At 70.7% G+C, this 23,734-nt stretch carries 21 protein-coding genes; 16 read left to right on the plus strand and 5 right to left on the minus strand.

What is annotated here, in order from left to right; all coding sequences use genetic code 11:
- Nucleotide 1 precedes the first annotated feature (1 nt).
- The 7 genes from sucD (at nt 2) to lpdA (ending at nt 7,722) form a co-directional block, all read left to right on the plus strand.
- Nucleotides 2-886 carry a succinate--CoA ligase subunit alpha gene (gene sucD, locus AB9M23_RS08960; protein ID WP_372424178.1) on the plus strand — a complete coding sequence of 295 codons (885 nt, stop codon included), beginning with the start codon at nt 2-4 and terminating at the stop codon, nt 884-886.
- Between the two features lie 184 nt (nt 887-1,070).
- Nucleotides 1,071-4,034, plus strand: coding sequence for a 2-oxoglutarate dehydrogenase E1 component (locus AB9M23_RS08965; protein ID WP_372424179.1), 2,964 nt, complete (start codon nt 1,071-1,073; stop codon nt 4,032-4,034).
- Nucleotides 4,035-4,116: 82 nt separating this feature from the next.
- Nucleotides 4,117-5,388 carry a 2-oxoglutarate dehydrogenase complex dihydrolipoyllysine-residue succinyltransferase gene (odhB, locus tag AB9M23_RS08970; protein ID WP_372424180.1) on the plus strand — a complete coding sequence of 424 codons (1,272 nt, stop codon included), beginning with the start codon at nt 4,117-4,119 and terminating at the stop codon, nt 5,386-5,388.
- 16 nt (nt 5,389-5,404) lie between these two features.
- Complete coding sequence (locus tag AB9M23_RS08975) at nt 5,405-5,656, plus strand: DUF4160 domain-containing protein (RefSeq protein ID WP_372424181.1); 252 nt, start codon at nt 5,405-5,407, stop codon at nt 5,654-5,656.
- Nucleotides 5,653-5,940: a DUF2442 domain-containing protein gene (locus tag AB9M23_RS08980; protein ID WP_372424182.1), complete on the plus strand. Its 288-nt coding sequence runs from the start codon at nt 5,653-5,655 to the stop codon at nt 5,938-5,940. The genes AB9M23_RS08975 and AB9M23_RS08980 overlap by 4 nt, the downstream gene beginning before the upstream one ends.
- 6 nt (nt 5,941-5,946) lie before the next feature.
- Complete coding sequence (locus tag AB9M23_RS08985; protein WP_372424183.1) at nt 5,947-6,318, plus strand: pentapeptide repeat-containing protein; 372 nt, start codon at nt 5,947-5,949, stop codon at nt 6,316-6,318.
- Nucleotides 6,319-7,722 carry a dihydrolipoyl dehydrogenase gene (gene lpdA / locus AB9M23_RS08990; protein WP_372424184.1) on the plus strand — a complete coding sequence of 468 codons (1,404 nt, stop codon included), beginning with the start codon at nt 6,319-6,321 and terminating at the stop codon, nt 7,720-7,722.
- A 303-nt stretch (nt 7,723-8,025) separates the two neighbouring features.
- On the opposite strand, the gene ertB is transcribed toward lpdA, so the two are convergent.
- The 4 genes from ertB to hydA all read right to left on the minus strand — a co-directional run bounded on the left by ertB (nt 8,026) and on the right by hydA (nt 13,072).
- Nucleotides 8,026-9,687, minus strand: a complete 1,662-nt coding sequence (gene ertB, locus AB9M23_RS08995; protein ID WP_372424185.1) for a thiourocanate hydratase — start codon at nt 9,685-9,687, stop codon at nt 8,026-8,028.
- A gap of 51 nt (nt 9,688-9,738) precedes the next feature.
- Nucleotides 9,739-11,031 (minus strand): histidinol dehydrogenase, encoded by a 1,293-nt coding sequence (gene hisD, locus AB9M23_RS09000; protein ID WP_372424186.1) that lies wholly within the window; start codon nt 11,029-11,031, stop codon nt 9,739-9,741.
- Nucleotides 11,031-11,513: a DUF2948 family protein gene (locus tag AB9M23_RS09005; protein ID WP_372424187.1), complete on the minus strand. Its 483-nt coding sequence runs from the start codon at nt 11,511-11,513 to the stop codon at nt 11,031-11,033. The genes hisD and AB9M23_RS09005 overlap by 1 nt, the downstream gene beginning before the upstream one ends.
- Nucleotides 11,514-11,641: 128 nt before the next feature.
- Nucleotides 11,642-13,072 carry a dihydropyrimidinase gene (gene hydA, locus AB9M23_RS09010; RefSeq protein ID WP_372424188.1) on the minus strand — a complete coding sequence of 477 codons (1,431 nt, stop codon included), beginning with the start codon at nt 13,070-13,072 and terminating at the stop codon, nt 11,642-11,644.
- Nucleotides 13,073-13,198: 126 nt separating this feature from the next.
- Here hydA and AB9M23_RS09015 point away from each other — a divergent pair, with 126 nt between their 5' ends.
- The 9 genes from AB9M23_RS09015 to AB9M23_RS09055 all read left to right on the plus strand — a co-directional run bounded on the left by AB9M23_RS09015 (nt 13,199) and on the right by AB9M23_RS09055 (nt 22,978).
- The gene (locus AB9M23_RS09015) at nt 13,199-13,864 is read left to right on the plus strand and encodes a GntR family transcriptional regulator (protein ID WP_372424189.1); all 666 of its coding nucleotides are present in this window, start codon (nt 13,199-13,201) and stop codon (nt 13,862-13,864) included.
- 99 nt (nt 13,865-13,963) lie between these two features.
- On the plus strand, nt 13,964-14,413 hold the full coding sequence (locus AB9M23_RS09020) for a VOC family protein (RefSeq protein WP_372424190.1): 450 nt from the start codon (nt 13,964-13,966) through the stop codon (nt 14,411-14,413).
- Nucleotides 14,414-14,462: 49 nt separating this feature from the next.
- Nucleotides 14,463-16,028, plus strand: coding sequence for an ABC transporter substrate-binding protein (locus tag AB9M23_RS09025; RefSeq protein ID WP_372424191.1), 1,566 nt, complete (start codon nt 14,463-14,465; stop codon nt 16,026-16,028).
- Between the two features lie 73 nt (nt 16,029-16,101).
- Complete coding sequence (locus AB9M23_RS09030; protein ID WP_372424192.1) at nt 16,102-17,067, plus strand: ABC transporter permease; 966 nt, start codon at nt 16,102-16,104, stop codon at nt 17,065-17,067.
- Nucleotides 17,068-17,080: 13 nt separating this feature from the next.
- Nucleotides 17,081-17,953 (plus strand): ABC transporter permease, encoded by an 873-nt coding sequence (locus AB9M23_RS09035; protein ID WP_372424193.1) that lies wholly within the window; start codon nt 17,081-17,083, stop codon nt 17,951-17,953.
- An 8-nt stretch (nt 17,954-17,961) separates the two neighbouring features.
- The gene (locus tag AB9M23_RS09040) at nt 17,962-18,978 is read left to right on the plus strand and encodes an ABC transporter ATP-binding protein (protein WP_372424194.1); all 1,017 of its coding nucleotides are present in this window, start codon (nt 17,962-17,964) and stop codon (nt 18,976-18,978) included.
- The gene (locus tag AB9M23_RS09045) at nt 18,975-20,051 is read left to right on the plus strand and encodes an ABC transporter ATP-binding protein (RefSeq protein ID WP_372424195.1); all 1,077 of its coding nucleotides are present in this window, start codon (nt 18,975-18,977) and stop codon (nt 20,049-20,051) included. The genes AB9M23_RS09040 and AB9M23_RS09045 overlap by 4 nt, the downstream gene beginning before the upstream one ends.
- Complete coding sequence (locus AB9M23_RS09050; protein WP_372424196.1) at nt 20,048-21,517, plus strand: ABC transporter substrate-binding protein; 1,470 nt, start codon at nt 20,048-20,050, stop codon at nt 21,515-21,517. Before AB9M23_RS09045 ends, AB9M23_RS09050 begins: the two co-directional genes overlap by 4 nt.
- A 21-nt stretch (nt 21,518-21,538) precedes the next feature.
- Nucleotides 21,539-22,978 carry an amidohydrolase family protein gene (locus AB9M23_RS09055; protein WP_372424197.1) on the plus strand — a complete coding sequence of 480 codons (1,440 nt, stop codon included), beginning with the start codon at nt 21,539-21,541 and terminating at the stop codon, nt 22,976-22,978.
- Nucleotides 22,979-22,988: 10 nt separating this feature from the next.
- Here the strand turns inward: AB9M23_RS09055 and AB9M23_RS09060 are convergent, their stop codons facing one another.
- Nucleotides 22,989-23,732, minus strand: coding sequence for an ABC transporter permease (locus AB9M23_RS09060; protein WP_372424198.1), 744 nt, complete (start codon nt 23,730-23,732; stop codon nt 22,989-22,991).
- Between the last annotated feature and the right edge of the window lie 2 nt (nt 23,733-23,734).

Here is a 23,734-nt window from a genome sequence, read left to right on the forward strand (position 1 = left end):
CTTGTCCATTCTCATCGACGCGAACACCAAGGTCGTCTGCCAGGGCTTCACCGGCAAGAACGGGACCTTCCATTCCGAGCAGGCCATCGCCTACGGCACGAAGATGGTCGGCGGCACCTCGCCCGGGAAGGGCGGCTCGACGCATCTGGGGCTGCCCGTCTTCGACACCGTGCGCGAGGCGCGCGAGGCGACCGGCGCCGACGCCTCCGTCATCTACGTGCCGCCTCCGGGCGCCGCGGACGCGATCCTCGAGGCGGTCGACGCCGAGATACCGCTCATCGTCTGCATCACCGAGGGCATCCCGGTCCTCGACATGGTGAAGGTGAAGCGCGCGCTGTCGGGCTCGAAGTCGCGGCTCGTGGGGCCGAACTGCCCCGGCGTCGTCACGGCGGGCGAATGCAAGATCGGCATCATGCCGGGCAACATCTTCAAGAAGGGCTCGGTGGGCATCGTCTCGCGCTCGGGCACGCTGACCTACGAGGCCGTGTTCCAGACCTCGAACGAGGGCCTCGGCCAGACGACCGCCGTCGGCATCGGCGGCGACCCGGTCAAGGGCACCGAGTTCATCGATGTGCTGGAGCACTTCCTCGCCGACGACGCCACGCAGTCGATCGTCATGATCGGCGAGATCGGCGGCTCGGCGGAGGAGGACGCGGCGCAGTTCCTGGCCGACGAGGCGAAGCGCGGGCGCAAGAAGCCCATGGTCGGCTTCATCGCCGGCCGCACGGCGCCTCCGGGCCGCCGCATGGGCCATGCCGGGGCGATCATCTCGGGCGGCAAGGGCGGCGCCGAGGACAAGATCGCGGCGATGGAGGCGGCGGGCATCACGGTGTCGCCGTCGCCAGCGCGCATCGGCAAGACGCTCGTCGAGGTCCTGAAGGGCTGAGACGAGGCGCGTGGTTAACGCGAAGGAAGGGAGGCCGCGGTAGGATCCGCGTCCTCCACTCGAAGGACCCGGCCGGGGCGCGCGCCCCGGGGGGAGGCCGGGTGAGGCAGCCGGGGGCGAGGCATCGCCCCCAAACGATCCCGGCGCGGAGCGCACCGCGCTGAACCGGACGAACGAAAACGCCATGGCACGCCAGAACGACGCCAACGAAGGTTTTCTCCAGACCTCCTTCCTCTCGGGGACGAACGCCGCCTGGATCGAGGAGCTCTACGCCGCCTACACGCGCGACCCGCACGCGGTCGACGCGGAATGGCAGGCCTTCTTCGGCGCGATGAAGGAGGAGAGCGCCACCGTCGCCAAGAACGCCGAAGGCGCGTCCTGGAAGCGGCCGAACTGGCCGATCCCGATGAACGGCGAGCTCGTCTCGGCGCTCGACGGCAACTGGATCGAGGTCGAGAAGCACGTCGGCGACAAGCTGAAGTCGAAGGCGCAGGCCAAGGGCGTCGAGATCAGCCAGGCCGAGGTGCAGCAGGCCACGCGCGACAGCTTGCGCGCGCTGATGATGATCCGCGCCTTCCGCATGCGCGGCCACCTGCACGCCAACCTCGATCCGCTCGGCTTCGAGAAGCGCGTCTCCGACGAGGAGCTCTCGCCGGCGCATTACGGCTTCGGGCCGGAGGACTACGACCGCAAGATCTTCCTCGACATGGTGCTCGGCCTCGAGTTCGGCACCGTGCGCGAGATCCTGGCGATCCTCGAGCGCACCTACTGCCAGACGCTCGGCGTCGAGTTCATGCACATCTCCGATCCGGTGGAGAAGGCCTGGATCCAGGAGCGCATCGAGGGGCCCGACAAGGAGATCGCCTTCACCCGCGAGGGCAAGCGCGCGATCCTCAACAAGCTCGTGGAGGCCGAGGGCTTCGAGACCTTCCTCGACCGCAAGTACACCGGCACCAAGCGCTTCGGGCTGGACGGCGGCGAGTCGCTGATCCCGGCGCTCGAGCAGATCATCAAGCGCGGCGGCAACCTCGGCGTGAAGGAGATCGTGCTGGGCATGGCCCATCGCGGGCGCCTCAACGTGCTCACCCAGGTGATGGGCAAGCCGCACCGCGCGCTGTTCCACGAGTTCAAGGGCGGCTCCTTCGCCCCCGACGAAGTCGAGGGCTCGGGCGACGTCAAGTACCACCTCGGCGCCTCGTCGGACCGCAGCTTCGACGGCAACAACGTCCACCTGTCGCTGACCGCCAACCCGTCGCACCTCGAGATCGTCGATCCCGTGGTGCTCGGCAAGGTCCGCGCCAAGCAGGACCAGCACAAGTGCCCGCCGGACCTGCGCACGGCGGTGCTGCCGCTGCTCCTGCACGGCGACGCGGCCTTCGCCGGCCAGGGCGTCGTGGCCGAGTGCCTGGGCCTGTCCGGGCTGAAGGGGCATCGCACCGGCGGCTCGATCCACTTCATCATCAACAACCAGATCGGCTTCACCACGAACCCGCGCTACTCGCGCTCCTCGCCCTATCCGTCGGACGTGGCGAAGATGGTCGAGGCGCCGATCCTTCACTGCAACGGCGACGACCCGGAATCGGTCGTCTTCGCCGCGAAGGTCGCGACCGAGTACCGGCAGCGCTTCCAGAAGCCGGTCGTCATCGACATGTTCTGCTACCGGCGCTACGGCCACAACGAGGGCGACGAGCCGTCCTTCACCCAGCCGCGGATGTACAAGATCATCCGCGAGCATCCTTCCACGCTCGAACTCTACGGCAGGAAGCTCGTCGGCGAGGGCGTGGTGACCGAGGCCGAGATCGAGGAGATGAAGACCTCGTTCCGCAAGCGCCTCGACGACGAGTTCGACACCGCCACCGCCTTCAAGCCCAACAAGGCCGACTGGCTCGACGGGCGCTGGGCCGGCCTCAAGGCCGTGAAGGAGGACGTCGACGACCCCCGCCGCGGCCGCACCGGCATCGAGCCCGAGATGCTGCAGCAGATCGGCGCCGCGCTGACCACGGTGCCCGAGGGCTTCGCGGTCCACCGCACGATCAAGCGCTTCCTCGACAACCGCAAGAAGATGCTCGAGAGCGGCGAGGGCATCGACTGGGCGACCGCCGAGGCGCTCGCCTTCGGCTCGCTGCTGCTCGACGGCCACCGCGTGCGCCTCTCCGGCCAGGATTGCGAGCGCGGCACGTTCTCGCAGCGCCATTCCGTGCTCCTCGACCAGGAGACGGAGGAGCGCTACACGCCCTTGAACCACATCGCCGAGGACCAGGCGCACTACGAGGTCATCAACTCGATGCTCTCGGAGGAGGCGGTGCTCGGCTTCGAGTACGGCTACTCGCTGGCCGAGCCGAACGCGCTCACCCTCTGGGAGGCGCAGTTCGGCGACTTCGCCAACGGCGCGCAGGTGGTGTTCGACCAGTTCGTGTCGTCGGGCGAGCGCAAGTGGCTGCGCATGTCCGGCCTCGTCTGCCTGCTGCCGCACGGCTACGAGGGCCAGGGGCCGGAGCACTCCTCGGCGCGGCTCGAGCGCTTCCTGCAGATGTGCGCGGAAGACAACATGCAGGTCGCCAACGTCTCGACGCCGGCGAACTACTTCCACATCCTGCGCCGGCAGCTCAAGCGCGAGTTCCGCAAGCCGCTCATCCTGATGACGCCCAAGAGCCTGCTGCGCCACAAGCGCTGCGTCTCGACGGCGGAGTATTTCGGGCCGGATTCGGCCTTCCACCGCATCCTGCACGACGACGCGCACTACGGCGTCGGCGACCTCCAGCTCGTGCGCGACGACAAGATCCGCCGCGTCGTCCTGTGCTCGGGCAAGGTCTACTACGACCTGTTCGAGGAGCGCGAGAAGCGTGGGGTCAACGACGTCTACCTGCTTCGCGTGGAGCAGCTCTACCCGTTCCCGCTCAAGTCGCTGCAGCAGGAGCTCTCGCGCTTCAAGAACGCCGACGTGGTCTGGTGCCAGGAGGAGCCCAAGAACATGGGCTCGTGGACCTTCGTCGAGCCCTACCTCGAGTGGGTGCTGCGGCATGCCGGCTCCAAGGTCTCGCGCCCGCGCTACGCCGGGCGGCCGGCCTCCGCCGCCACGGCGACGGGCCTGATGTCGAAGCATCTCCACCAGCTCCAGGCCTTCCTCGACGAGGTCTACGCCGGCTGACGCCGGCGCCTTCGCCCGCCGCCGCGCCGCGCGGCGGGCGCCCCCGCCCCTCCTCTCCCGTCCGATGAAGCGACCCGAACCGATGGCCACAGAGATCCGCGTCCCCACCCTCGGCGAATCCGTCAGCGAGGCGACGATCGCCCGCTGGTACAAGAAGCCCGGCGAGGCCGTCACCGCCGACGAGCCGCTCGTGGAGCTGGAGACCGACAAGGTCACGCTCGAGGTGCCCGCGCCCGCGTCGGGCGTGATCGCCGAGATCGCCCAGGCCGAAGGCGCGACGGTGGAGCCGGGCGCCGTCCTGGGCACGATCGACGAGGGCGGGTCCGCTGCGCCGACGAAGAAGGCGGAGGAGAAGCCCGCCGAGAAGCCGGCGGAGAAGCCGGCTTCCGCGCCGGCGGCGTCCGCGCAGGGCTACGGCAACGCGCCGAAGACCGGGCTCGCCACCGAGGACCACGGCCCGGCGGTCGGCCGCCTCGCCCGCGAGAGCGGCGTCGACCCCGCCGGGGTCGCCGCGTCCGGCAAGGACGGGCGCGTCACCAAGGGCGACATGCTCGCCGCGATCGCCCAAGGCGGCTCATCCGGCGGCGCGCAGGCGCCGGCCGCGCCGGCCCCCGCGCCCGCCCAGATGCGCGCGCCCTCGGCGCCCGACGACGCCTCGCGCGAGGAGCGCGTGCGCATGACGAAGCTGCGCCAGACCATCGCGCGCCGCCTCAAGGACGCGCAGAACACCGCCGCCATGCTCACGACGTTCAACGACGTCGACATGACGGCCGTGATGGAGATGCGCAAGACCTACAAGGACGTGTTCGAGAAGAAGCACGGCGTGAAGCTCGGCTTCATGGGCTTCTTCACGAAGGCCTGCGTGCAGGCGTTGAAGGAGCTCCCTGCCGTCAACGCCGAGATCGACGGGCAGGACATCGTCTACAAGAACTACTACCACGTCGGCATCGCGGTCGGCACCGAGAAGGGCCTCGTCGTGCCCGTGGTGCGCGACGCCGACACGATGTCGATCGCCGAGATCGAGAAGCAGATCGGCGTCTACGGCAAGAAGGCGCGCGACGGCAAGCTCTCCATCGACGAGATGCAGGGCGGCACCTTCACCATCACCAACGGCGGCATCTACGGGTCGCTGATGTCGACGCCGATCCTCAACGCGCCGCAGTCCGGCATCCTCGGCATGCACCGCATCGAGGAGCGCCCCGTGGTGCGCGCAGGCCAGGTCGTGGTGCGCCCGATGATGTATCTCGCGCTCTCCTACGACCACCGCATCGTCGACGGCAAGGAGGCGGTGACCTTCCTCGTGCGGGTGAAGGAGGCCCTGGAGGACCCGGCGCGACTCGTGCTAGATCTTTGACGAGGGGGCCGGGAGGATGCCGACCGTCGCCGTCGTGGACGGCATTCAGATTCGGTTCTACTTGAGGGAGCATCCTCCGCCGCATTTCCACGCGATCTTCGGCGAGCATCGCTTGGCTGTCGAGATCGAGACCCTTCGGAGTCTCAAGGGCACCTTTCCGGTGCACAAGCTCAAGGCTTTACTGGCTTGGGCCGAGCCGCGGCGTGAGAAACTCTTCGCGGCTTGGTATACTGCCCAGAAGATGCAAAAGCCGGGGAGAATCGAATGAGCGGCTTTCTCCATATCGAAGCAGCGGAAGCCGTCTTGCCCGGCGTCGTCAAGCTCCGCTGGACCGATGGTTACGAGGGCTTCGTCGACCTTAGGCCGCTCATCAAGGACGGGGAGATTTTCGCGTCGATCCGCGATTCCGACCGCTTCAGAAATGTACAGGTCCAGGAATACGGGCACGGCATCTTCTGGCTGGACGACGACGGCGACGAAATCGACTTTGAGTGCGACTTCTTGCGCGATCTCGCCGTGCGCCAGGCCGCGCTCCTCGATCTGGCGGGCTGACGCAGCATGTTGTTTACGACGGTCCGCGCTGTCCGGGATCTCGGCCGAGAGCCGCTCGGGCGCGTACGCTCGACGCCCCGGCTCGACCTACACGGCGCATTCCTTCGCCGCCTCGACTTCAGCGAATTCTCCATGCGGGGTGCCAATCTCGCGGGAGCCGACCTTTCCAACGCATCGCTGCAGCGAGCGGATCTCAAGGGTGCGGATCTGCGCGGAACGGTTCTGCGCGGGACAGATTTGACGGAAGTTGCGAATCTCACAGTGGAGCAGCTCATGTCGGCCGTCGTAGACGATCGAACCCGCCTTCCGACTTACATCGACGCCGCAAGCCTCAAGGACGGCCTTCGCGGCGCCACCGACACGGGGGCCGAAAGCTAAATGTCCACCTACGATCTCGTCATCATCGGCACCGGCCCGGGCGGTTACGTCTGCGCCATTCGCGCGGCGCAGCTCGGGCTGAAGACCGCCGTCGTCGAGAAGCGCAAGGCGCATGGCGGCACCTGCCTCAACGTGGGCTGCATCCCGTCCAAGGCGCTGCTCCACGCCTCTCACCTGTTCGAGGAGGCCGCGCATCATTTCGGCGCCTTCGGCATCGAGGTGGGCACGCCGAATCTCGACCTGAAGAAGATGCTCGCCTTCAAGGACCAGGCGATCGAGGGCAACACCAAGGGCGTCGAGTTCCTGCTCAAGAAGAACAAGATCGACGCCCACCACGGCACCGGCCGGATCGTCGCGCCGGGCAAGGTCGAGGTGACCGCCGAGGACGGCGCGACCACCACGCTCGAGGCGAAGAACATCGTCATCGCCACCGGCTCCGAGGTGACGGCGCTCCCGGGCATCGCCATCGACGAGAAGCGGATCGTCTCCTCCACCGGCGCGCTCGATCTCGAGGCGGTGCCGGAGCACCTCGTGCTGATCGGCGGCGGCGTGATCGGGCTCGAGCTCGGCTCGGTCTGGCGCCGGCTGGGCGCCAAGGTGACGGTCATCGAGTATCTCGACCGCATCCTCGCCGGCATCGATGCGGACACCGCCAAGCAGTTCCAGAAGATCCTCGCCAAGCAGGGCATGAGCTTCAAGCTCTCGTCCAAGGTCACCAAGGCCGAGGCGACGGATGCGGGCGTCACCCTCACCGTGGAGCCCGCGGCGGGCGGCGAGGCCACGACGCTGGACGCCGACGTCGTCCTCGTCGCGGTGGGCCGGCGACCCTACACCGACGGGCTCGGCCTCGACGAGGTCGGCGTGGCCCGCGACGAGAAGGGTCGCGTCGTCACCGACGGGCACTACGCCACCAACGTGCCGGGCATCTGGGCCATCGGCGACGTGATCGCCGGCCCGATGCTCGCCCACAAGGCGGAGGACGAGGGCGTGGCCCTCGCCGAACTGCTCGCCGGCAAGGGCGGGCACGTGAACTACGGCGTCATTCCCAACGTGGTCTACACCTATCCGGAAGTCGCCGCCGTCGGCGCGACCGAGGAGGACCTGAAGGCGCAGGGCGTCGCCTACAACGTCGGCAAGTTCCCCTTCACGGCCAACGGCCGCGCCAAGGCGAACCTGATGACGGACGGCTTCGTCAAGATCCTCGCCGACGCCAAGACCGACCGGGTCCTCGGCGCCCACATCGTCGGGCCCGAAGCCGGCAACCTGATCCACGAGATCGCCGTGGCGATGGAGTTCGGCGCCTCCTCCGAGGACGTCGCCCGCACCTGCCACGCCCACCCGACGCTGGCCGAGGCGGTGAAGGAAGCCGCGCTCGCCGTGGAGAAGCGCGCGCTCCACATGTGAGCGCGCCGGACCGGCGTCGCGGTCGTGCCGCACGGACCCACACGACCTGTGCTGGGGAGGTGGTCGGTTCGACGTCGGACACGTCGGCTTCCGCTTCGCGGAACGCGTCGCTCGCGCGCCGCGCCCCATCCGTCACCGGCTTCGCCGGTGCCACCTTCCCCTACAGGGAAGGAGAAGGCCTGCATCTGCCTCGCGGAGTTCGTCGTTCGACCCGACGTGCCGCATACGTGTGAGTCGACGAGCCACGAGGGAGAGGGGAGCGCGTCGGCGGATGTTCCGCGACGCTGCGCCTACCTTCGCGCCTCACCCCACCCGGATGTGCCCCACGTCCCCCGTCGCCGCCGCGTCGAGCGCGTCCTCGTAGCCGGCGTCGGCGTAGCGGATGACGCCGAGCGCGGTGTCGTTCGTCAGCGCGCGGTCGAGGCGGCGGTCGGCGGCGTCGCTCCCGTCGGCGATCACGGTGACGCCCGCCGACGTCATGAAGCCGGCATAGCCGCCCCCGCCCGAGTGGATCGCGACGAGATCGGCGCCGGAGGCGCACAGCGCCATCGCGTCGAGCAGCGGCCAGTCGGCGATGGCGTCCGAGCCGTCCTTCAGGTTCTCCGTCATGATCCGCGGATGCGCCATCGATCCCGCGTCGAGGTGGTCGCGCGAGAAGGCGATCGGCCCTGCGAGCCGCCCCTCCGCCACGAGCCGGTTCACCGCGCGGGCGAGGCGGGTGCGCTCGCCGTGACCGAGCCAGGCGATGCGCGCCGGCAGGCCCTCGAAGGGGACGTGTGCGCGGGCGAGCGCGATCCAGTTCGTGACGATGCGGTCGTCGGGGAACATCGCGAGCACCAGATCGTCGATCACCCGGATGTCCTCGGGCGCGCCAGAGAGCGCCATCCAGCGGAACGGGCCGATGGCGCGGCAGAACAGCGGGCGCAGGTAGGCTTCCGTGAAGATCGGGATGTCGTAGGCGTTCGCCACGCCGCCGTCGACGGCGTGGGAGCGGATCAGGTTGCCGTTGTCGAACACCTCCGCCCCGCGCGCCTGGAAGGCGAGCATCGCCCGCACGTGCTCGACGATGGAGGCGCGGCTCTCGCGCATCAGCCGGTCGGGATCGCACTCGCGCAGACGGCGGACCTCGTCGAGGGGGATGCCGCGGGGCACGTAGCCGAAGACGAGGTCGTGCGCCGCGGTCTGGTCGGTGACCACGTCGGGGGTGATGCCGCGCCGGGCGATCTCCGGGTAGACGTCGGCGGCGTTGCCGACGAGGCCCACCGACAGCGGGCGCTTCTCGGCGACCGCCGCGTCGATCATGGCGAGCGCCGTGTCGAGGTCGGGCGCGATCTCCTCGAGATAGCCGATCCGCTTGCGGGTCTCGGCGCGAGCCGGGTCGACCTCGACGCACAGGATCGCGGCCTTCGCCATGCGCCCGGCCAGCGGCTGCGAGCCGCCCATGCCGCCGAGCCCGGCGGTGAGCACGAAGCGGCCGGCGAGATCGCCGGAGAAGCGCCTCTGCGCGATGCGCATGAAGATCTCGTAGGTGCCCTGGATCACCCCCTGCGAGCCGATGTACTGCCAACAGCCCGCGGTGAGCCCGCCCCAGGCGACGAGGCCCTTCCGCTCCAGCTCGTAGAAGATCTCCGCCTTCGCCCATTGGCCGACGATGTTGCAGTTCGCCATGATCACGAGCGGCGCGTCGGCGTGGGTCTTCAGCAGGCCGACCGGCTTGCCCGATTGCACGACGAGCGTCTGGTCCTCGTCCATGGAAAGCAGCGTCTCGACGATGGCGCGGTGCGCCGGCCAGGAGCGCGCCGCCTTGCCGAGCGCGGCGTAGACGACGAGCGCGTCCGGGTTCTCGCCCACCGCCAGCACGTTCTCGAGGAGCCGCAGCAGGGCCTCCTGCCGCCAGCCCTTGGCGCGCAACTCGGGGCCTCCGGGGATCGGGAAACCGGGGTGGCGGGGGTTCTCGCTGGGCATAGGATCGCTCCCGGAGGACGCGGGCGGCGGGCGCGCCCTCTTCTTCCCCCCTCAGAGGTTGAGCCGGATCGCCACGGAGCGGGCGTGGCCGTCGAGGCGCTCGGCGCGGCCGAGCGCGATCGCGGCGGGACCGAGCGCGCGCAGGGCGTCGGGCGTCAAGGACAGGATCGAGGTGCGCTTCATGAAGTCGAGCACCGAGAGGCCCGAGGAGAAGCGCGCCGAGCGCGCCGTCGGCAGCACGTGGTTGGGGCCGCCGACGTAGTCGCCGATGGCCTCCGGCGTATGGGCACCGAGGAAGATCGAGCCGGCGTTGCGCACCCGCGCGGCGAGCCGCTCGGGATCGGCGGTCTCGATCTCGAGATGCTCGGGCGCGAGCCGGTCGACGAGGGGGATCGCGCCCTCGAGATCGGGCACGACGATCACGGCGCCGAAGTCGCGCCAGGAAGCGCCGGCGATCTCGGCCCGGGACATCGTCGCCAGCGCCCGCTCCACCGCCGCCTCGACGGCGTCGGCGAGCGCCGGGCTGTCGGTGATCAGGATGGACTGCGCGGCGGCGTCGTGCTCCGCCTGGGCGAGCAGGTCGGCGGCGACCCAGTCCGGGTTCGCCTCGCCGTCGGCGAGGATCAGCACCTCGGAGGGGCCGGCGATCATGTCGATGCCCACCCGCCCGAACACCCGGCGTTTGGCGGCGGCCACATAGGCGTTGCCCGGCCCGACGATCTTCGCCACCGGCGCGATCGTCGCGGTGCCGTAGGCGAGCGCCGCGATCGCCTGCGCGCCGCCCACCCGATAGACCTCGTCGACCCCCGCGATGCGGGCGGCGGCGAGCACCAGCGGATCGACCGCGCCGTCGGGGGTGGGCACGCACATGACGATGCGCTCGACGCCCGCGACGCGGGCGGGGACGGCGTTCATCAGCACGGACGAGGGGTAGCTCGCGGTGCCGCCGGGCACGTAGAGGCCCGCGGCCTCCACCGCCGTCCAGCGCCAGCCGCGGGTGACGCCGAGCGCGTCCGTCTCGCGCATGTCCTGCGGCTTCTGCGCCGCGTGGTAGCTCGCGATGCGCTCGCGAGCGAGGTGCAGCGCGTCGAGCGCGGTGCGGTCGCAGGCCGCCTCCGCGGCCTCCAGCTCGTCTCCCGTGATGCGCAGGCCGTCGGCGGCGAGGCTCAGGCGATCGAAGCGGGCGGTGTAGTCGACGAGCGCGGCGTCGCCCCGCGCGATCACGTCGGCGATGACGGCGCGCACCACGCCGTCGACCTCCTCGGACGCCTCGCGCTTCATCCCCAGCAGGGCCTCGAAGGCCTGCGCGAAGGCGGGATCGCGCGCGTCGAGACGGATCGGCATCAGCCCCGCGCCCCGCGGGGCTCGGGCGCGGCGTCCAGGATCGCCGGCGCCGCACGGGCCGGATCGTGCGCCGGGCGGCTCTCCACCTCCCAGACGGGGCCCATGTCCTTCATCTGCGCCTCGAGGCACTCGACCTCGACGCGGATGGCGCGGTCGTCGGAGAAGATCAGCGTGACGCAGCCGGCCGGAGCGGTCATCGGCTCGAAGGTGACGGCGAGGAGGTTGAGCACCTCGTCCTTGCGGCGCGGGTCCATGTTCCGGCAGCGCACGGCGAGCACGCGCTCGAAATGCAGGCCCGTGAGGCGCCGGCGGGGGGACTCGCCGGGGTCGCTCTCCCAGTCGAAGCGGCGGGCGCACAGGGCGAAGCGGCCCTCCTTGGGGAGATAGGCGACGTCCTCCACGCGCACGGCGGCATCCTGGAGGTGGGCCGACACCACGGCGAGGTCTTCCTCGTCGAACGCGACCAGCTTGAGGAGATCCATCGGTTCACACCTCGGCAGCACGGGGTTTTCCCTGAGATAGAGAGGGGGTCCCCGCCGCGCAACCGCCCGCCCGCGCATGAGGCGGTTTCGCGCGCCGCGCCGTGGCGCGACGTCTCACCGATCGCGGCTCACGGGTCGAGCCGGCCCGCCGGCGGGTCGGCCAGCGGGCGCATGGCGGGGGAGACCGCCATGGGGATGCGCCGGCCGCTTCCGGGCGCCGCGGCGAGCGCGCCGTCCGCGACGACGACCTCGCCCCGGCGCAGCACGGTGACCGGCCAGCCGGTCACCGTGCGCCCGGCGAAGGGATTGTAGCCCGTGCCGTCGTGGAGGTCGTCCACGCCGAAGGTGCGGGTCGCCGAGGGATCCCAGATCGCCACGTCGGCGTCGCAGCCCGGCAGCAGCCGGCCCTTGGCCGGGAGCCCGAAGACGTCGGCGGGTGTCGTGGCGGTGAGCGCCACGAACCGGTCGAGGCCCAGCCGCCCCTTCGTCACCATGGCGTCGAAGAGGAGCGGCAGGCGCGTCTCGAGGCCGGGCATGCCGTTCGCCATGCGGGTGAAGGGCGCGTCGCGGCCGTGCGCGTACTTGCCGCGCGCGTCGAGGCGGTAGGGCGCGTGGTCGGAGGAGACGAGGTCGAGATCGCCCCGCGCGAGCCCGGCCCAGAGCGCCTCCTGGTCCGCGCTCTCGCGCTGGGGCGGCGAGCACATCAGGCCGGCGGGCTCGACCGGCGGGTTCGCGAAGTCGGCCGCCGTCATGAAGAGGTAGTGCGGGCAGGTCTCCGCCACGACCGGCGCGCCGCGCCCGCGCGCCTCCCGCACCACGCCGACGCCCTCCGCGCAGGAGACGTGGAACAGCATCACCGGCTGGCCGGTGAACTCCGCGAAGCGGCACATGCGCGAGAGCGCCTCGATCTCGGCCGCGCGCGGATGCGAGATCGGGTGGTGGTGGGGTGCCGTACGCCCGCTCTCGACGAGCCGGCGCACCATCCAGCGGACGAGCCCGTCGTTCTCCGCGTGGACGCAGACGATCCCGCCGCTGTCCCGCGCGGTCCACAGAACGTCGAGGATCTCGGCGTCGCCGACGCGCACCTTGTCGTAGACCGTGAAGAGCTTGATCGAGCGATGCCCCGCCGCCATCAGCGCCGGCAGATCCTCCGTGAGGGTCGTGCCCGAGACGTCCGAGACGATCATGTGGAAGGCGTGGTCCGTCATGGCGCCGCGGGCGGCGAGCGCCTCGTAGTCGGCGACCACGCGCGAGAGCCGCATGCCGGGGTGCTGGGCGGCGAAGGAGATCGTGGTCGTCGTTCCGCCCATCAGCGCGGAGCGGGTCGCGGTCTCGAACGTGTCGGCGTTCATCAGGCCGGCGCCGGAGAGCTGCTCGATGTGGCAGTGGGAATCGACGCCGCCCGGCAGCACGAGCCGGCCCGTGGCGTCGATCTCGCGCCGGGCCGGGCCGAGGTCGGCGCCGAGCGCGGCGACCCTGCCGTCGCGGATCGCGAGATCGGCCCGGACGCTCCCCCCGCCGGTGGCGACGAGGCCGCCCCTGATCACGACGTCGTGCATCCCGCGCTCCCCCCGATTTCCGTTCCGGCTCTCGCTTGCATCAGGATACGGTGTGTATACACTCATGACAAGCGGCCGCGATCCACGACGGCCGGGCGCGCGGGAGCGCGCGGGGAGGGCCGGCTCGTGCGCCAGGACGGAACCACGGGGGAGCCGAGCCCCAAGCTCGGCGACGCGACGCACGAGCGGCTGCGCGCCATGATCCTGTCGGGCGAGCTGCCGGCGGGCACGCGCCTCCAGGAGAAGCCGCTGGCCGAGCGGCTCGGCGTCTCGCGCACGCCGTGGCGCGAGGCGATCGCGCGGCTCTCGTCGGAGGGGCTCGTGTCGCGGGTCGCCGGCAACGCGCCGACGGTGAGTACGGTCTCGATCACCGAGATCATGGAGATCCTGCACGTGCGCCGCCTGCTCGAATGCGAGGCGGCGCGCCAGGCGGCGACGGTGGTGATCTCGCCCGAGCCCTTCCTGGAGATGCGCGCACGGGTCGAGCGCTTCCTCGGCCCGACGCGCCCCGACCCCGCGACCCACATGCGCCTCGACGAGGACCTGCACGGGGGCATCGCCCGCGCGTCGGGCTCGCGGCTCCTGCACGACATGATCCTCGGACTCAAGCTCAAGACCCGGATGTACGACAAGGGCTCGATCCCCGAGCGCTTCGAGCCCGGCTGCCACGAGCACATCGCCATCCTCGACGCCATCCTCGCCCGCGACCCGGAGCGCGCCGAGGCGGCGATGCGCACGCATCTGGAGAACGTGCGCGCCGGCATCCTCGGCCATCTGTCGCGCCTCTTCTGAAGGCTGCCCGAAAAAGCGCCAGGCTGCCCGCAGCGGATCGTTGACAGAGGACACACTGTGTATACCATCCCCATACGTAACGGGATCGGAGACAGAGGCATGACGGACGAGGCCCCGACAGCAGCGCGCCCGGAGGCGCCCGTCGAGCTGGCGATCACGTTCCTCTACTATCGCGACCTGCCCCGGGCGATCGCCTTCTACGAGGGGGTGATGGGGTTCGCGCTCGCCATCGATCAGGGATGGTCGAAGATCTACCGCATGGCGGGCAGCGCCCATGTGGGTCTCGTCGACGAGACCCGGGGCATGCACCGCGCGGCGGACACCAAGCCGGTGCAACTGTGCATCCGCGTGCCCGACGTCGACGCCTGGCACGCCTGGGCCGCGTCGCAGGGCGTCGCCAAGCTCACCGCGCCGAAGGACTCGGCGTCCCTCGGCATCCGCGCCTTCGTCTTCGACGACCCGGAAGGCTACCAGATCGAGGTGCAGAGCGCGCTCGCCCGAGCCTCGGACCCGGCTCCTCCGACGAGGGCCGCTCGCAATTCCACATGAAGAGGGCGGGGAACGCCCCTCGGCAAGACCCAGAGAGGACCCGATCACCATGCATGCCCGCACGCCCCTCCGGCACCTCCTCGCCGGCGCCGCCCTCGCCGCCGTCCTCGCCACGCCCGCGCTGGCGCAGGACGAGACGAAGACCCTCACCGTCGGCCTCACGGCGGACGCCGTGCACCTCGACCCGCAGGCGGGCGAGGAGCTGTCGTCGAACATCATGTTCTACCACATCTACGACCCGCTGATCCGGCGCGACGCCGACCTGAACTTCGGGCCCGGACTCGCGGAGAGCTGGGAGCTCGTCGACGACACGACCTGGCGCTTCCGGCTTCGCGACGACGTCGTCTTCCACAACGGCGAGCCCTTCGGCGCCGACGACGTCGTCTTCACGCTCGAGCGCCTCAAGGCCTCTCTGATGGCGAACCTCGCCAAGAACATCGAGCGCTTCTCGGCGATCGACGACCACACGGTCGAGATCGTGACCTTCCAGCCCTACGCGGCGCTGCCCAACGACCTCGCCGCGATCCTGATCCTCAACCGCGAGCACGTCACCAGCGTCGGCGAGGAGCAGGTCGACCTCCAGCCGGTGGGCACCGGCCCCTACGAGCTGGCCGAGTGGGTCAAGGAGGACCGGCTCGTCCTCGAGGCGAACGCGGACTACTGGGCGGGTGCGCCGGAGATCGACCGCGTCGTCTTCCGCCCGATCACCAACCCGGCGACGCGCACCGCCGCGCTCCTGACCGGCGAGCTCGACATCGTGCAGGACCTCTCGGTGCGCGACGTCGAGCGCGTGCGCCGCGAGGACGGCTTCGAGGTCATCATCCGCCCGAGCCTGCTCAACGTCGTGCTGGCGCTCGACGTGCGCGACACGTCGCCGACGATCCCGCTCGACACGAACCCGATGCAGGACAAGCGCGTGCGCGAGGCGATCGCCCGGGCGATCGACGTCGACACGATCTCGAAGATCATCATGAACGGGCTCTCGACCCCGTCCGATCAGTACGTCCCCTCGACCCACGTGGGCTACGTCGAGGGCGCGAGCTTCCGCGAGATGTACCCCTTCGACATCGAGGCCGCGCGTGCGCTGATGGCCGAGGCGGGCTGGGCCGACGGCTTCCAGATGACGCTCGACGCCACCAACAACCGCTACGTCAACGATGCGCAGATCGCGCAGGCGCTGGCCTCCATGCTCTCCCAGATCGGCATCGATCTCGAGCTCAACCTGATGCCGCGGGCGAACTTCTTCGGCTACATCCGCGTCCCGTCCGAGCAGTCGAGCTTCATCATGTCCGGCTGGGACGTGCCCTCGGGCGACGCCGGCTCGATGTACGCGGTGATGTTCTACACCCGCGGCGTGAAGGAGGGCTACGGCCAGGTCAACCGCGGCTCCTACTCGAATCCCGAGGTGGACCGGCTGATCGACCTCGCGGACTCGACGCCGCGCATCGAGGAGCGCGACGTGCATCTCCAGGAGGCGACGAAGATCCTGCTCGAGGACATCCCGATGATCCCCGTCCACTACGAGCAGGACATCTACGCGGCGCGCGACGGCGTCGTGTTCGAGCCGCGCACGGACAAGTTCCTGTGGGCCTACGAGATGGACGTCGGGGACTGAACCTCCCGATCGTCACCGCGCGGCGCCGGGTCGACCCGGCGCCGCGCGCCGTCCCAGGTGCCGAGGAACCGCGATGCTGGCCTATGCGATCAAGCGGCTCGTCCAGATGGCCATCGTCCTGTGGGCGGTGTCCGTCATCGTCTTCCTGATGATGAGCTTCACCGGCGATCCCGTCTTCATGGTGATCCCCATCGATTCGACCGACGCAGAGATCGAGCAGGCGCGGCGCATCCTCGGCCTCGATCGCTCGATGCCGGAGCAGTACCTCGTCTTCCTGCAGAACCTCGTGCAGGGCGATTTCGGCCGCTCCTACGTCTTCCGCCAGCCGGCGATGGACCTCATCCTCGAGCGCCTGCCGGCGACGCTGGAACTCGTGATCGTCGCCATGCTGATCGCCGCCGTCGTCGCGATCCCGCTCGGCGTCTATGCCGGCGCGAACCCGGGCAAGCCGTTGAGCCGCCTCATCATGTCGGGCTCGCTGGTGGGCATCTCGCTGCCGGGTTTCTGGGTCGGCATGATGCTGATCTTCCTGTTCGCCGTGGAATGGCGGCTCCTGCCCTCGTCGGGGCGCGGGGACACGGTGGAGGTCTTCGGCATCCAGACCACGCTCCTGACCCGGGACGGCTGGACGCACGTCGTCCTGCCCGCCGTGACGCTCTCGCTCGGCACGCTCGCCATCATCCTGCGCATGACCCGCGCGGGCATGATGGAGGTGATGCGCCAGGACTACATCAAGTTCGCCCGCGCCAAGGGCGCCTCGCGCAAGGACGTGCTCTACGGCCACGGGCTGCGCAACGCGCTGATCCCGGTCGTGACCATCTTCGGCCTGCAGATCGGCGACCTGATCGCCTTCGCCACCATCACCGAGACGATCTTCGCCTGGCCCGGCATGGGCAAGCTGCTCGTCGACTCGATCTACCGCGCCGACCGGCCGGTCATCGTCGTCTACCTGATGCTCGTGGCGCTGATCTTCGTCGTCATCAACCTCGTCGTCGACCTCGTCTACACGGCGATCGACCCGCGCATCACCGTGAAGTGAGGAGGACGGGACGATGAACCAGCTCCTCGCCTCGCAATTCGTCTACAATTATCGCCGCAACGTCTCGGCCATCGCCGGCAGCGCGATCATCCTCGTCTGCGTGCTGATCGTGCTCTTCGGTCCTCTCGTCGCGCCGCAGAACCCCTACGACCTCACGCAGCTGAACCTGCTCGACAGCTACAAGCCGCCCGCCTGGATCGACGGCGGCGACCCGCGCTTCCCGCTCGGCACCGACGGGCAGGGTCGCGACGTGCTCTCCGCGATCCTCTACGGCACCCGCGTCTCGGCGCTGATCGGCATCGCCGCGATGTTGACGGCCTGCGCGATAGGCACCACGCTGGGGCTTCTCGCCGGCTTCTACGGCGGGCGGCTCGACGCCTTCATCATGCGCGTCGCCGACATCCAGCTGTCGTTCCCCTCGATGCTGATCGCGCTCTTCCTGATGAGCGCCTTCGGCACGGGGATCGACAAGGTGCTGATCGCGCTGACGCTCGTGGGCTGGGTCGTCTACGCGCGCACGGTGCGCGGCTCGACGCTGGGCGAGATCCAGAAGGAATACGTGCAGGCCGCCCGCGTCGCGGGGCTTCGCGACGGCAAGATCATCCGCCGTCACGTGCTGCCCAACGTGCTCACGCCCCTCATCGTGATCGCCACCGTGCAGGTGGGCACCTTCATCCTCATCGAGGCCTCGCTCTCCTTCCTGGGCGTCGGCGTGCCGATCACGCAGCCCTCGCTGGGGCTGCTCATCAAGAACGGCTTCGACGTCCTGTTCTCGGGCCTGTGGTGGACCTCCGTGTTCCCGGGCCTGATGATCATGGCGATGGTCTTCGGCATCAACCTGTTCGGCGACTTCCTGCGGGACGAGCTGAACCCCCGGCTGAAGTGAGGCGCGGGATGGATCACGCGAAGGCCACCGCGCCGCTCCTCGACGTCCGCGATCTGCGCACGTATTTCCACACCTTCTCCGGCCCGGTGAAGGCGGTCGACGGGGTCAGCTTCACGCTGGCGCCGGGGGAAGTGATGGGCCTCGTCGGCGAATCCGGCGGCGGCAAGTCGGTGGTCGGCTTCTCGCTGCTCGGGCTGATCGATCCGCCCGGGAAGATCGAGGGCGGCGCGATCCGGCTCGGCGGGGAGGACATCGCCCGCGCCTCCGAGGAGCGGCTGCGCCGCATCCGGGGCCGGGAGATCGCGATGATCTTCCAGGACCCGATGACCTCGCTCAACCCGGTGCGGACCATCGGCGCGCAGATGGACGAGATGCTGCGTCTCCACACCGATCTCGACGAGGGCGCGCGCAAGGCGCGCTGCATCGCCATGCTGGAGAGCGTCGGCATCTCGCGCGCCGCCGAGCGGCTGAAGGCCTACCCGCACCAGTTCTCGGGCGGGATGCGCCAGCGCGTCGTCATCGCCATCGCGCTCCTGGCCTCCCCGCGGCTGATCGTGGCGGACGAGCCGACGACGGCGCTCGACGTGACGATCCAGTCGCAGATCCTCAAGCTGATGCGCAAGCGCATCGCGGAGACCGGGGCGGCGATGATCCTCGTCACGCACGATCTCGCGGTGGTCTCCGAGATGGTCGACAAGATCGTCGTCCTCTATTGCGGCAAGGTCGTCGAGACCGGTCCGGCGCGGGAGGTGATCGCCGACCCCTCGCACCCCTACACGCGCGGCCTCGTCGATTCGATCCCCAACCCGAAGGACCGCAAGCCGCGGCTCGCGCAGATCCCCGGCGCGGTGCCCGACATCCGCGACCTCCCCTCCGGCTGCAGCTTCCGCCCGCGCTGCCCTCGGGCGAAGGCGCGATGCGCCGAGGTCTCCCCGACGCTCGCCCCGACCCGCGGGGCGCTCCAGGCCGCCTGCCACTTCCCGCTCGTCGAGGACGTCGCCCTGACCGGTGGAGCACGCGCATGACGGCCTCCCCGGTGACCGCGTCTTCCGTCGAGGCCGTCGCCGAAGCCCCGATGCTCGAGGTGGAGAACCTCGAGCAGCGCTTCACCCTGCGCTCGGGCCTCATCGATCGGCTCGGCTTCGAGGGCTGGCGCCCGCGCCTCGTCGACAGCGTCGTGCACGCGGTCAACGGGGTGAGCTTCTCCATCGCCAAGGGCGAGGTGCTGGCGCTCGTCGGCGAATCCGGCTGCGGCAAGTCCACCGTCGCGAAGTCCATCGCGCGCATCTACACGCCGAGCGGCGGGCACATCCGCATCGACGGCGAGGAGATCGGCGGCTACGGCCACCGCGAGATGCTGCCGGTCCGCGCGAAGATGCAGATGATCTTCCAAGACCCGTTCGCCTCGCTCGATCCGCGCCAGAAGGTCCGCGACATCGTCGCCGAGCCGCTGCTCGAGCAGCTCGAGCGCCGCGGCGAGCCCGAGGCGAAGAAGAAGGCGCGGGAGGCGGCGATCGCGCTGCTCGAGCGCGTCGGACTCAACGCCGAGCATGCCGGGCGCTACCCGCACCAGTTCTCCGGCGGCCAGCGCCAGCGCATCGGCATCGCCCGGGCGCTCTCGGTCAACCCGGGGCTGATCATCGCCGACGAGCCGGTCTCCGCGCTCGACGTCTCGATCCAGGCGCAGATCCTCAACCTGATGATGGACCTGCGAGACGAGTACGGCCTCGCCTACCTGTTCATCAGCCACGACCTTTCGGTGGTGAACCACATCGCCGACCGCATCGGCGTGATGTATCTCGGCTTCCTCGTCGAGACGGCTCCGCGCGAGCGGCTGTTCGCGGCCCCGCGCCACCCCTATACCCGCGCGCTGCTCTCGGCGGCGCCGACCATCGACCCCGCGGACCGTGCGGTCGAGATGGAGCTCGAGGGCGAGGTGCCGAGCGCGCTCTCGCTGCCGTCGGGCTGCTGCTTCCGCACGCGCTGTCCCTTCGCCTTCGACCGCTGCGCCGCCGAGCGCCCGCGACTCCAGGACGTCGGCGGCGGCCAGGGTGTCGCCTGCCATCTCGTCGACGACCCGGAAAGGAACCGCCCGTGAACCAGGACCCGACGAGGGAAGAGGTCGTCGTCGCGCAGGCCCGCCTGCCGCTGGCCGACCCGCACGACTGCACGGACGCCGCCGACGAGCTCTCCCTCTACGAGGCGCTGTACGACACGCTGGTGCGGCGCGCGGGCGGGGGCGGGGGCGCGGGCTACGTGCCGCGGCTCGCCACGGCGTGGGCGGTGTCGGACGACGCGCGCACCTGGACCTTCCGCCTGCGCGCGGGCGTCGCCTTCCACGACGGGACGCCCTGCGATGCGCAGGCCGTCGCGCTCTCGCTCCGGCGCATGGCGCGCGAGGACAAGGGCTACACGCTCGGCGCGCCCGCCGTCTGGCGGCAGTACCTCGGCGACGCGATCGTCGAGGCGCCGGACGCCGGGACGCTCGTGATCCGCCTCGACGCGCCGATGGCGGACCTGCTCGACGTCCTCGTCCAGGGCTATGTGGTGGCACCGTCCGCGCTCCCCGCCTACGACGCGGGCGACACGCGCCGGCCCTGCGGCACGGGGCCGTATCGGCTCGTCGAGGAGTCGGACGCAGCCGTCTCGATGGCCCGCGTTCCCGGCCACTTCGACGGCGAGCCGGCGAACGAACGCATCCGCTTCGTGCGCGAGCCCGATCGCGCGGCGCGCCTCGCCATGGTGCGCGCCGGCGACGCGCAGGTCGCGACCAATCTCGACGTCGCGGCGAGCGCGGACCTGGCGAAGGACGGCGCCACGCGGGTGGTCTCGCTCGCCCCCGTCGCCATCATCTACCTGCTCAACGCCGCCCGCGGCCCCCTCGCCGACGCGCGCTTGCGGCGGGCGCTGGCGCTGGCGCTCGATCGCGAGGCGCTCATCGCCGAGGTCGTGCCCGGCGCCGCGCGCCCGCTCCACGGCTTCGTCAGCCCGCTCCATTTCGGCGCGGGCACGGCGCCCGCCCGCGAGCGCGATCCGCAGGCGGCGCGCGCGCTGCTCGCCGAAGCGGGCTTCGCCGAGGGCCTGACGCTCGGCCTCGACTGCCCGACGCGGCTGCCGGACGAGGCGGAACGGCTCACCGCCGCGCTCGGCCGCCAGCTCGCGGCGATCGGGGTGACGCTGGACGTCCATGTCCACGAGGACCGGGAGGCCTACGCGCACATGGTGCGGCGCAAGGAGATCCGGGACCTGTGCGTCTTCGACTCGAGCCCGATGTCGACCTACCGCGTGCTCGTCGAGAAGCTCGACGCGCGGGTGCGCGGCTCCTGGTGGCAGGGCTATCGCAACGCGGAGGTGGAGGCGCTGATCGACCGCGCGCGCGTCACCGTCGATGCGAACGCGAGGTCTGCGCTCTACGCGGGGGCCTATGCCCTGCTGCAGGACGACCCCGCCTGGCTGTGCCTCTACAATCCACTCAAGGCGACCGGGATTTCGGGGCGGCACCCCGATCTCGCGCTGCCCGTCGACACCGTCCTCGACGTCGCGCGCCTGCCGGCGCTGCGCTGAGCCGAGCCTCGGGAGAGCGCAATGATGGAAGACATCCTCGTCACCGGGGCCACCATCGTCACCATGGACGCCGCGCGGCGGGTGATCGCCGACGGCGCCATGGCGGTGAGCGGCGGGCGCATCGTCGCGGTCGGCCCGCGCGAGGAGGTCGAGGCGGCCCACTCCGTCGCGCGCATCGTCGACGGGCGCGGCAAGATCCTGATGCCGGGGCTCATCGACGTCCACGCCCATGCCGGGCACGGGCTGATCAAGTCCATGGGCATGACCGACGGCGATCGCTGGGAGGCGATCTGCGGGGAGGTCTACACGACGGGCTCGACGCCGGAGTTCTGGCACGCCGAGGCGCGGCTCGCGGCGCTGGAGCGGCTGCGCTTCGGCGTCACCTGCGGCGTCTCGCTGCTCGGCGGCGGCGACACGGTGATGCGCACGGACGACCCCGTCCACGGCGAGGCGCACGCCCGCGGTGTCGCCGAGGTCGGCACCCGCGCGATCGTCGCCGTGGGTCCGACCCGCGCGCCCCATCCCCGGACCTACGCCACGATCGGCGAGGAGGGCGAGACCACGCGCTACCCGGTCGACTTCGATCGGCAGATGCGCACCTGCGAGACGCTGATCGCGCGCCTCCACGGCTCGGCCGGGGGGCGGGTTCGGATCGCCCTCGTCTACCCCGTGCTGCGCGACGAGCACGAGGCGGGCATGGCGCCCGACGACTACGCCGAAGCCGTGCGCCAGGTGCGCGCCGTGCGGGCGCTCTCGCGCGCGACCGCCGTCCTGTTCACGCAGGACGGCCATTGGCGCGGCTCCGTGCGCCGCGCCCATGCGCTGGGCCTGCTCGGGCCGGACGCGCTGCTGTCCCACGCGATCGATCTCCACGAGGACGAGATCGCGCTCTGCGCGCAGACCGGCACGCGCATCGCCCACAACCCGTCGGCGGTCGCCTCGATCAAGGGCCGCTGCCCGGCGATCGAGCTGATGGAGGCCGGCGTCGTCGTGGCGCTGGGCTCGGACGCCACCGCGCCGGACCGGTCCGGGGACATGTTCCGCCACATGCAGCAGGCGATGCACTACCATCGCCGGCACTACCGCGACGCCTCCGTGCTCCCCGTCGGCAAGGCGCTGGAGATGGCGACGATCGACGCGGCGACGGCGCTGGGCCTCGCGGGCGAGATCGGCTCGCTGGAGCCCGGCAAGCGCGCGGACGCGATCCTCGTCGACGGGCGCCGCGCGCACCTCGCGCCCGCCAACATGCCGGTCCACCGCGTCGTCGCCTTCGCCAACGGCAACGACGTCGAGACGGTGATGGTCGACGGCGAGATCCTGCTCGAGGCCGGGCGGCCCACCCGCGTCGACCCGCTGGCGATCGCGCTGGAGGCGGAGCGGCAGGCCGACCTGATGATCGCTCGGATCGGGGCCCAGGACGCGCTCGACGTCGCGCCGGGGTGGGGGCGCCCGCGGGGGTGAGCCGCGGCGCTCAGACCCGCCCGAAGCGCTCCTCGGTCCGCCGCCGCACCAGCTCGAAGAGCTCGTAGAGCGCCCAGCCGATGAAGGACAGGAGCAGCACCATGCCGATCACGGTCGCCGTGTCGGCGCTCTCCTGGCCGGCGGCGAGCAGGTAGCCGATGCCCCGGTTCGCCCCCATCAGCTCGCCGATGACGACGGCGGTGACGGCGAGCGTGCTCGCCACCGTCATGCCCGCGAGCAGCGTGGGAAGCGTCGCCGGCAGCTCGATGTGCACGAAGCGCTGCCAGGGCGACAACCGCAGCACCCTCGCGAGGTCGCCGTAGGTGCGCGGCAGGAAGCGCAGGCCCGAGAGCACGCCGGTCATGATCGGAAAGAAGGTCACGATGGCGACCAGCACGATCTTCGGCGCCGGCCCGAGCCCCAGCCAGAGCAGCAGCAGCGGCGCGATGGCGATCTTCGGCGCCGTCTGCAGGAGCAGCACGAGCGGCATCGAGAGCCGCTCGAGGATCGGCGCGCGGGCGAAGGCGAGGGCCGCCGCGATCCCGGCGAGGAGCCCGAGCAGGTAGCCCCAGGCGAGCTGGGTCAGCGTCACGGCCACGTGGTCGAGGAGGCGGGCGTTCTCGTGGAGGAAGACCATGCGGCGCGCGACGTCGAGGGGTGCCGGAAGCAGGTAGTCCGGCACCCCGAAGAGGTGCACCGCGGCCAGCCAGGCCAGCAGGATGGCGGCGAGGCCCGCCAGGCCGCGGATCGGCACGG

Source organism: Salinarimonas chemoclinalis, from assembly GCF_041514305.1.
Classification (GTDB): domain Bacteria; phylum Pseudomonadota; class Alphaproteobacteria; order Rhizobiales; family Beijerinckiaceae; genus Salinarimonas; species Salinarimonas chemoclinalis.

Excerpts from the sequence above, each read along its gene's own strand:
- AB9M23_RS08965 (WP_372424179.1), top strand. The coding sequence starts at position 1,071 with ATGGCACGCCAGAACGACGCCAACGAAGGTTTTCTCCAGACCTCCTTC.
- odhB (WP_372424180.1), top strand. The coding sequence starts at position 4,117 with ATGGCCACAGAGATCCGCGTCCCCACCCTCGGCGAATCCGTCAGCGAG.
- AB9M23_RS08975 (WP_372424181.1), top strand. The coding sequence starts at position 5,405 with ATGCCGACCGTCGCCGTCGTGGACGGCATTCAGATTCGGTTCTACTTG.
- AB9M23_RS08980 (WP_372424182.1), top strand. The coding sequence starts at position 5,653 with ATGAGCGGCTTTCTCCATATCGAAGCAGCGGAAGCCGTCTTGCCCGGC.
- AB9M23_RS08985 (WP_372424183.1), top strand. The coding sequence starts at position 5,947 with ATGTTGTTTACGACGGTCCGCGCTGTCCGGGATCTCGGCCGAGAGCCG.
- lpdA (WP_372424184.1), top strand. The coding sequence starts at position 6,319 with ATGTCCACCTACGATCTCGTCATCATCGGCACCGGCCCGGGCGGTTAC.
- ertB (WP_372424185.1), bottom strand. The coding sequence starts at position 9,687 with ATGCCCAGCGAGAACCCCCGCCACCCCGGTTTCCCGATCCCCGGAGGC.
- hisD (WP_372424186.1), bottom strand. The coding sequence starts at position 11,031 with ATGCCGATCCGTCTCGACGCGCGCGATCCCGCCTTCGCGCAGGCCTTC.
- AB9M23_RS09005 (WP_372424187.1), bottom strand. The coding sequence starts at position 11,513 with ATGGATCTCCTCAAGCTGGTCGCGTTCGACGAGGAAGACCTCGCCGTG.
- hydA (WP_372424188.1), bottom strand. The coding sequence starts at position 13,072 with ATGCACGACGTCGTGATCAGGGGCGGCCTCGTCGCCACCGGCGGGGGG.
- AB9M23_RS09020 (WP_372424190.1), top strand. The coding sequence starts at position 13,964 with ATGACGGACGAGGCCCCGACAGCAGCGCGCCCGGAGGCGCCCGTCGAG.
- AB9M23_RS09025 (WP_372424191.1), top strand. The coding sequence starts at position 14,463 with ATGCATGCCCGCACGCCCCTCCGGCACCTCCTCGCCGGCGCCGCCCTC.
- AB9M23_RS09030 (WP_372424192.1), top strand. The coding sequence starts at position 16,102 with ATGCTGGCCTATGCGATCAAGCGGCTCGTCCAGATGGCCATCGTCCTG.
- AB9M23_RS09035 (WP_372424193.1), top strand. The coding sequence starts at position 17,081 with ATGAACCAGCTCCTCGCCTCGCAATTCGTCTACAATTATCGCCGCAAC.
- AB9M23_RS09040 (WP_372424194.1), top strand. The coding sequence starts at position 17,962 with ATGGATCACGCGAAGGCCACCGCGCCGCTCCTCGACGTCCGCGATCTG.
- AB9M23_RS09045 (WP_372424195.1), top strand. The coding sequence starts at position 18,975 with ATGACGGCCTCCCCGGTGACCGCGTCTTCCGTCGAGGCCGTCGCCGAA.
- AB9M23_RS09055 (WP_372424197.1), top strand. The coding sequence starts at position 21,539 with ATGATGGAAGACATCCTCGTCACCGGGGCCACCATCGTCACCATGGAC.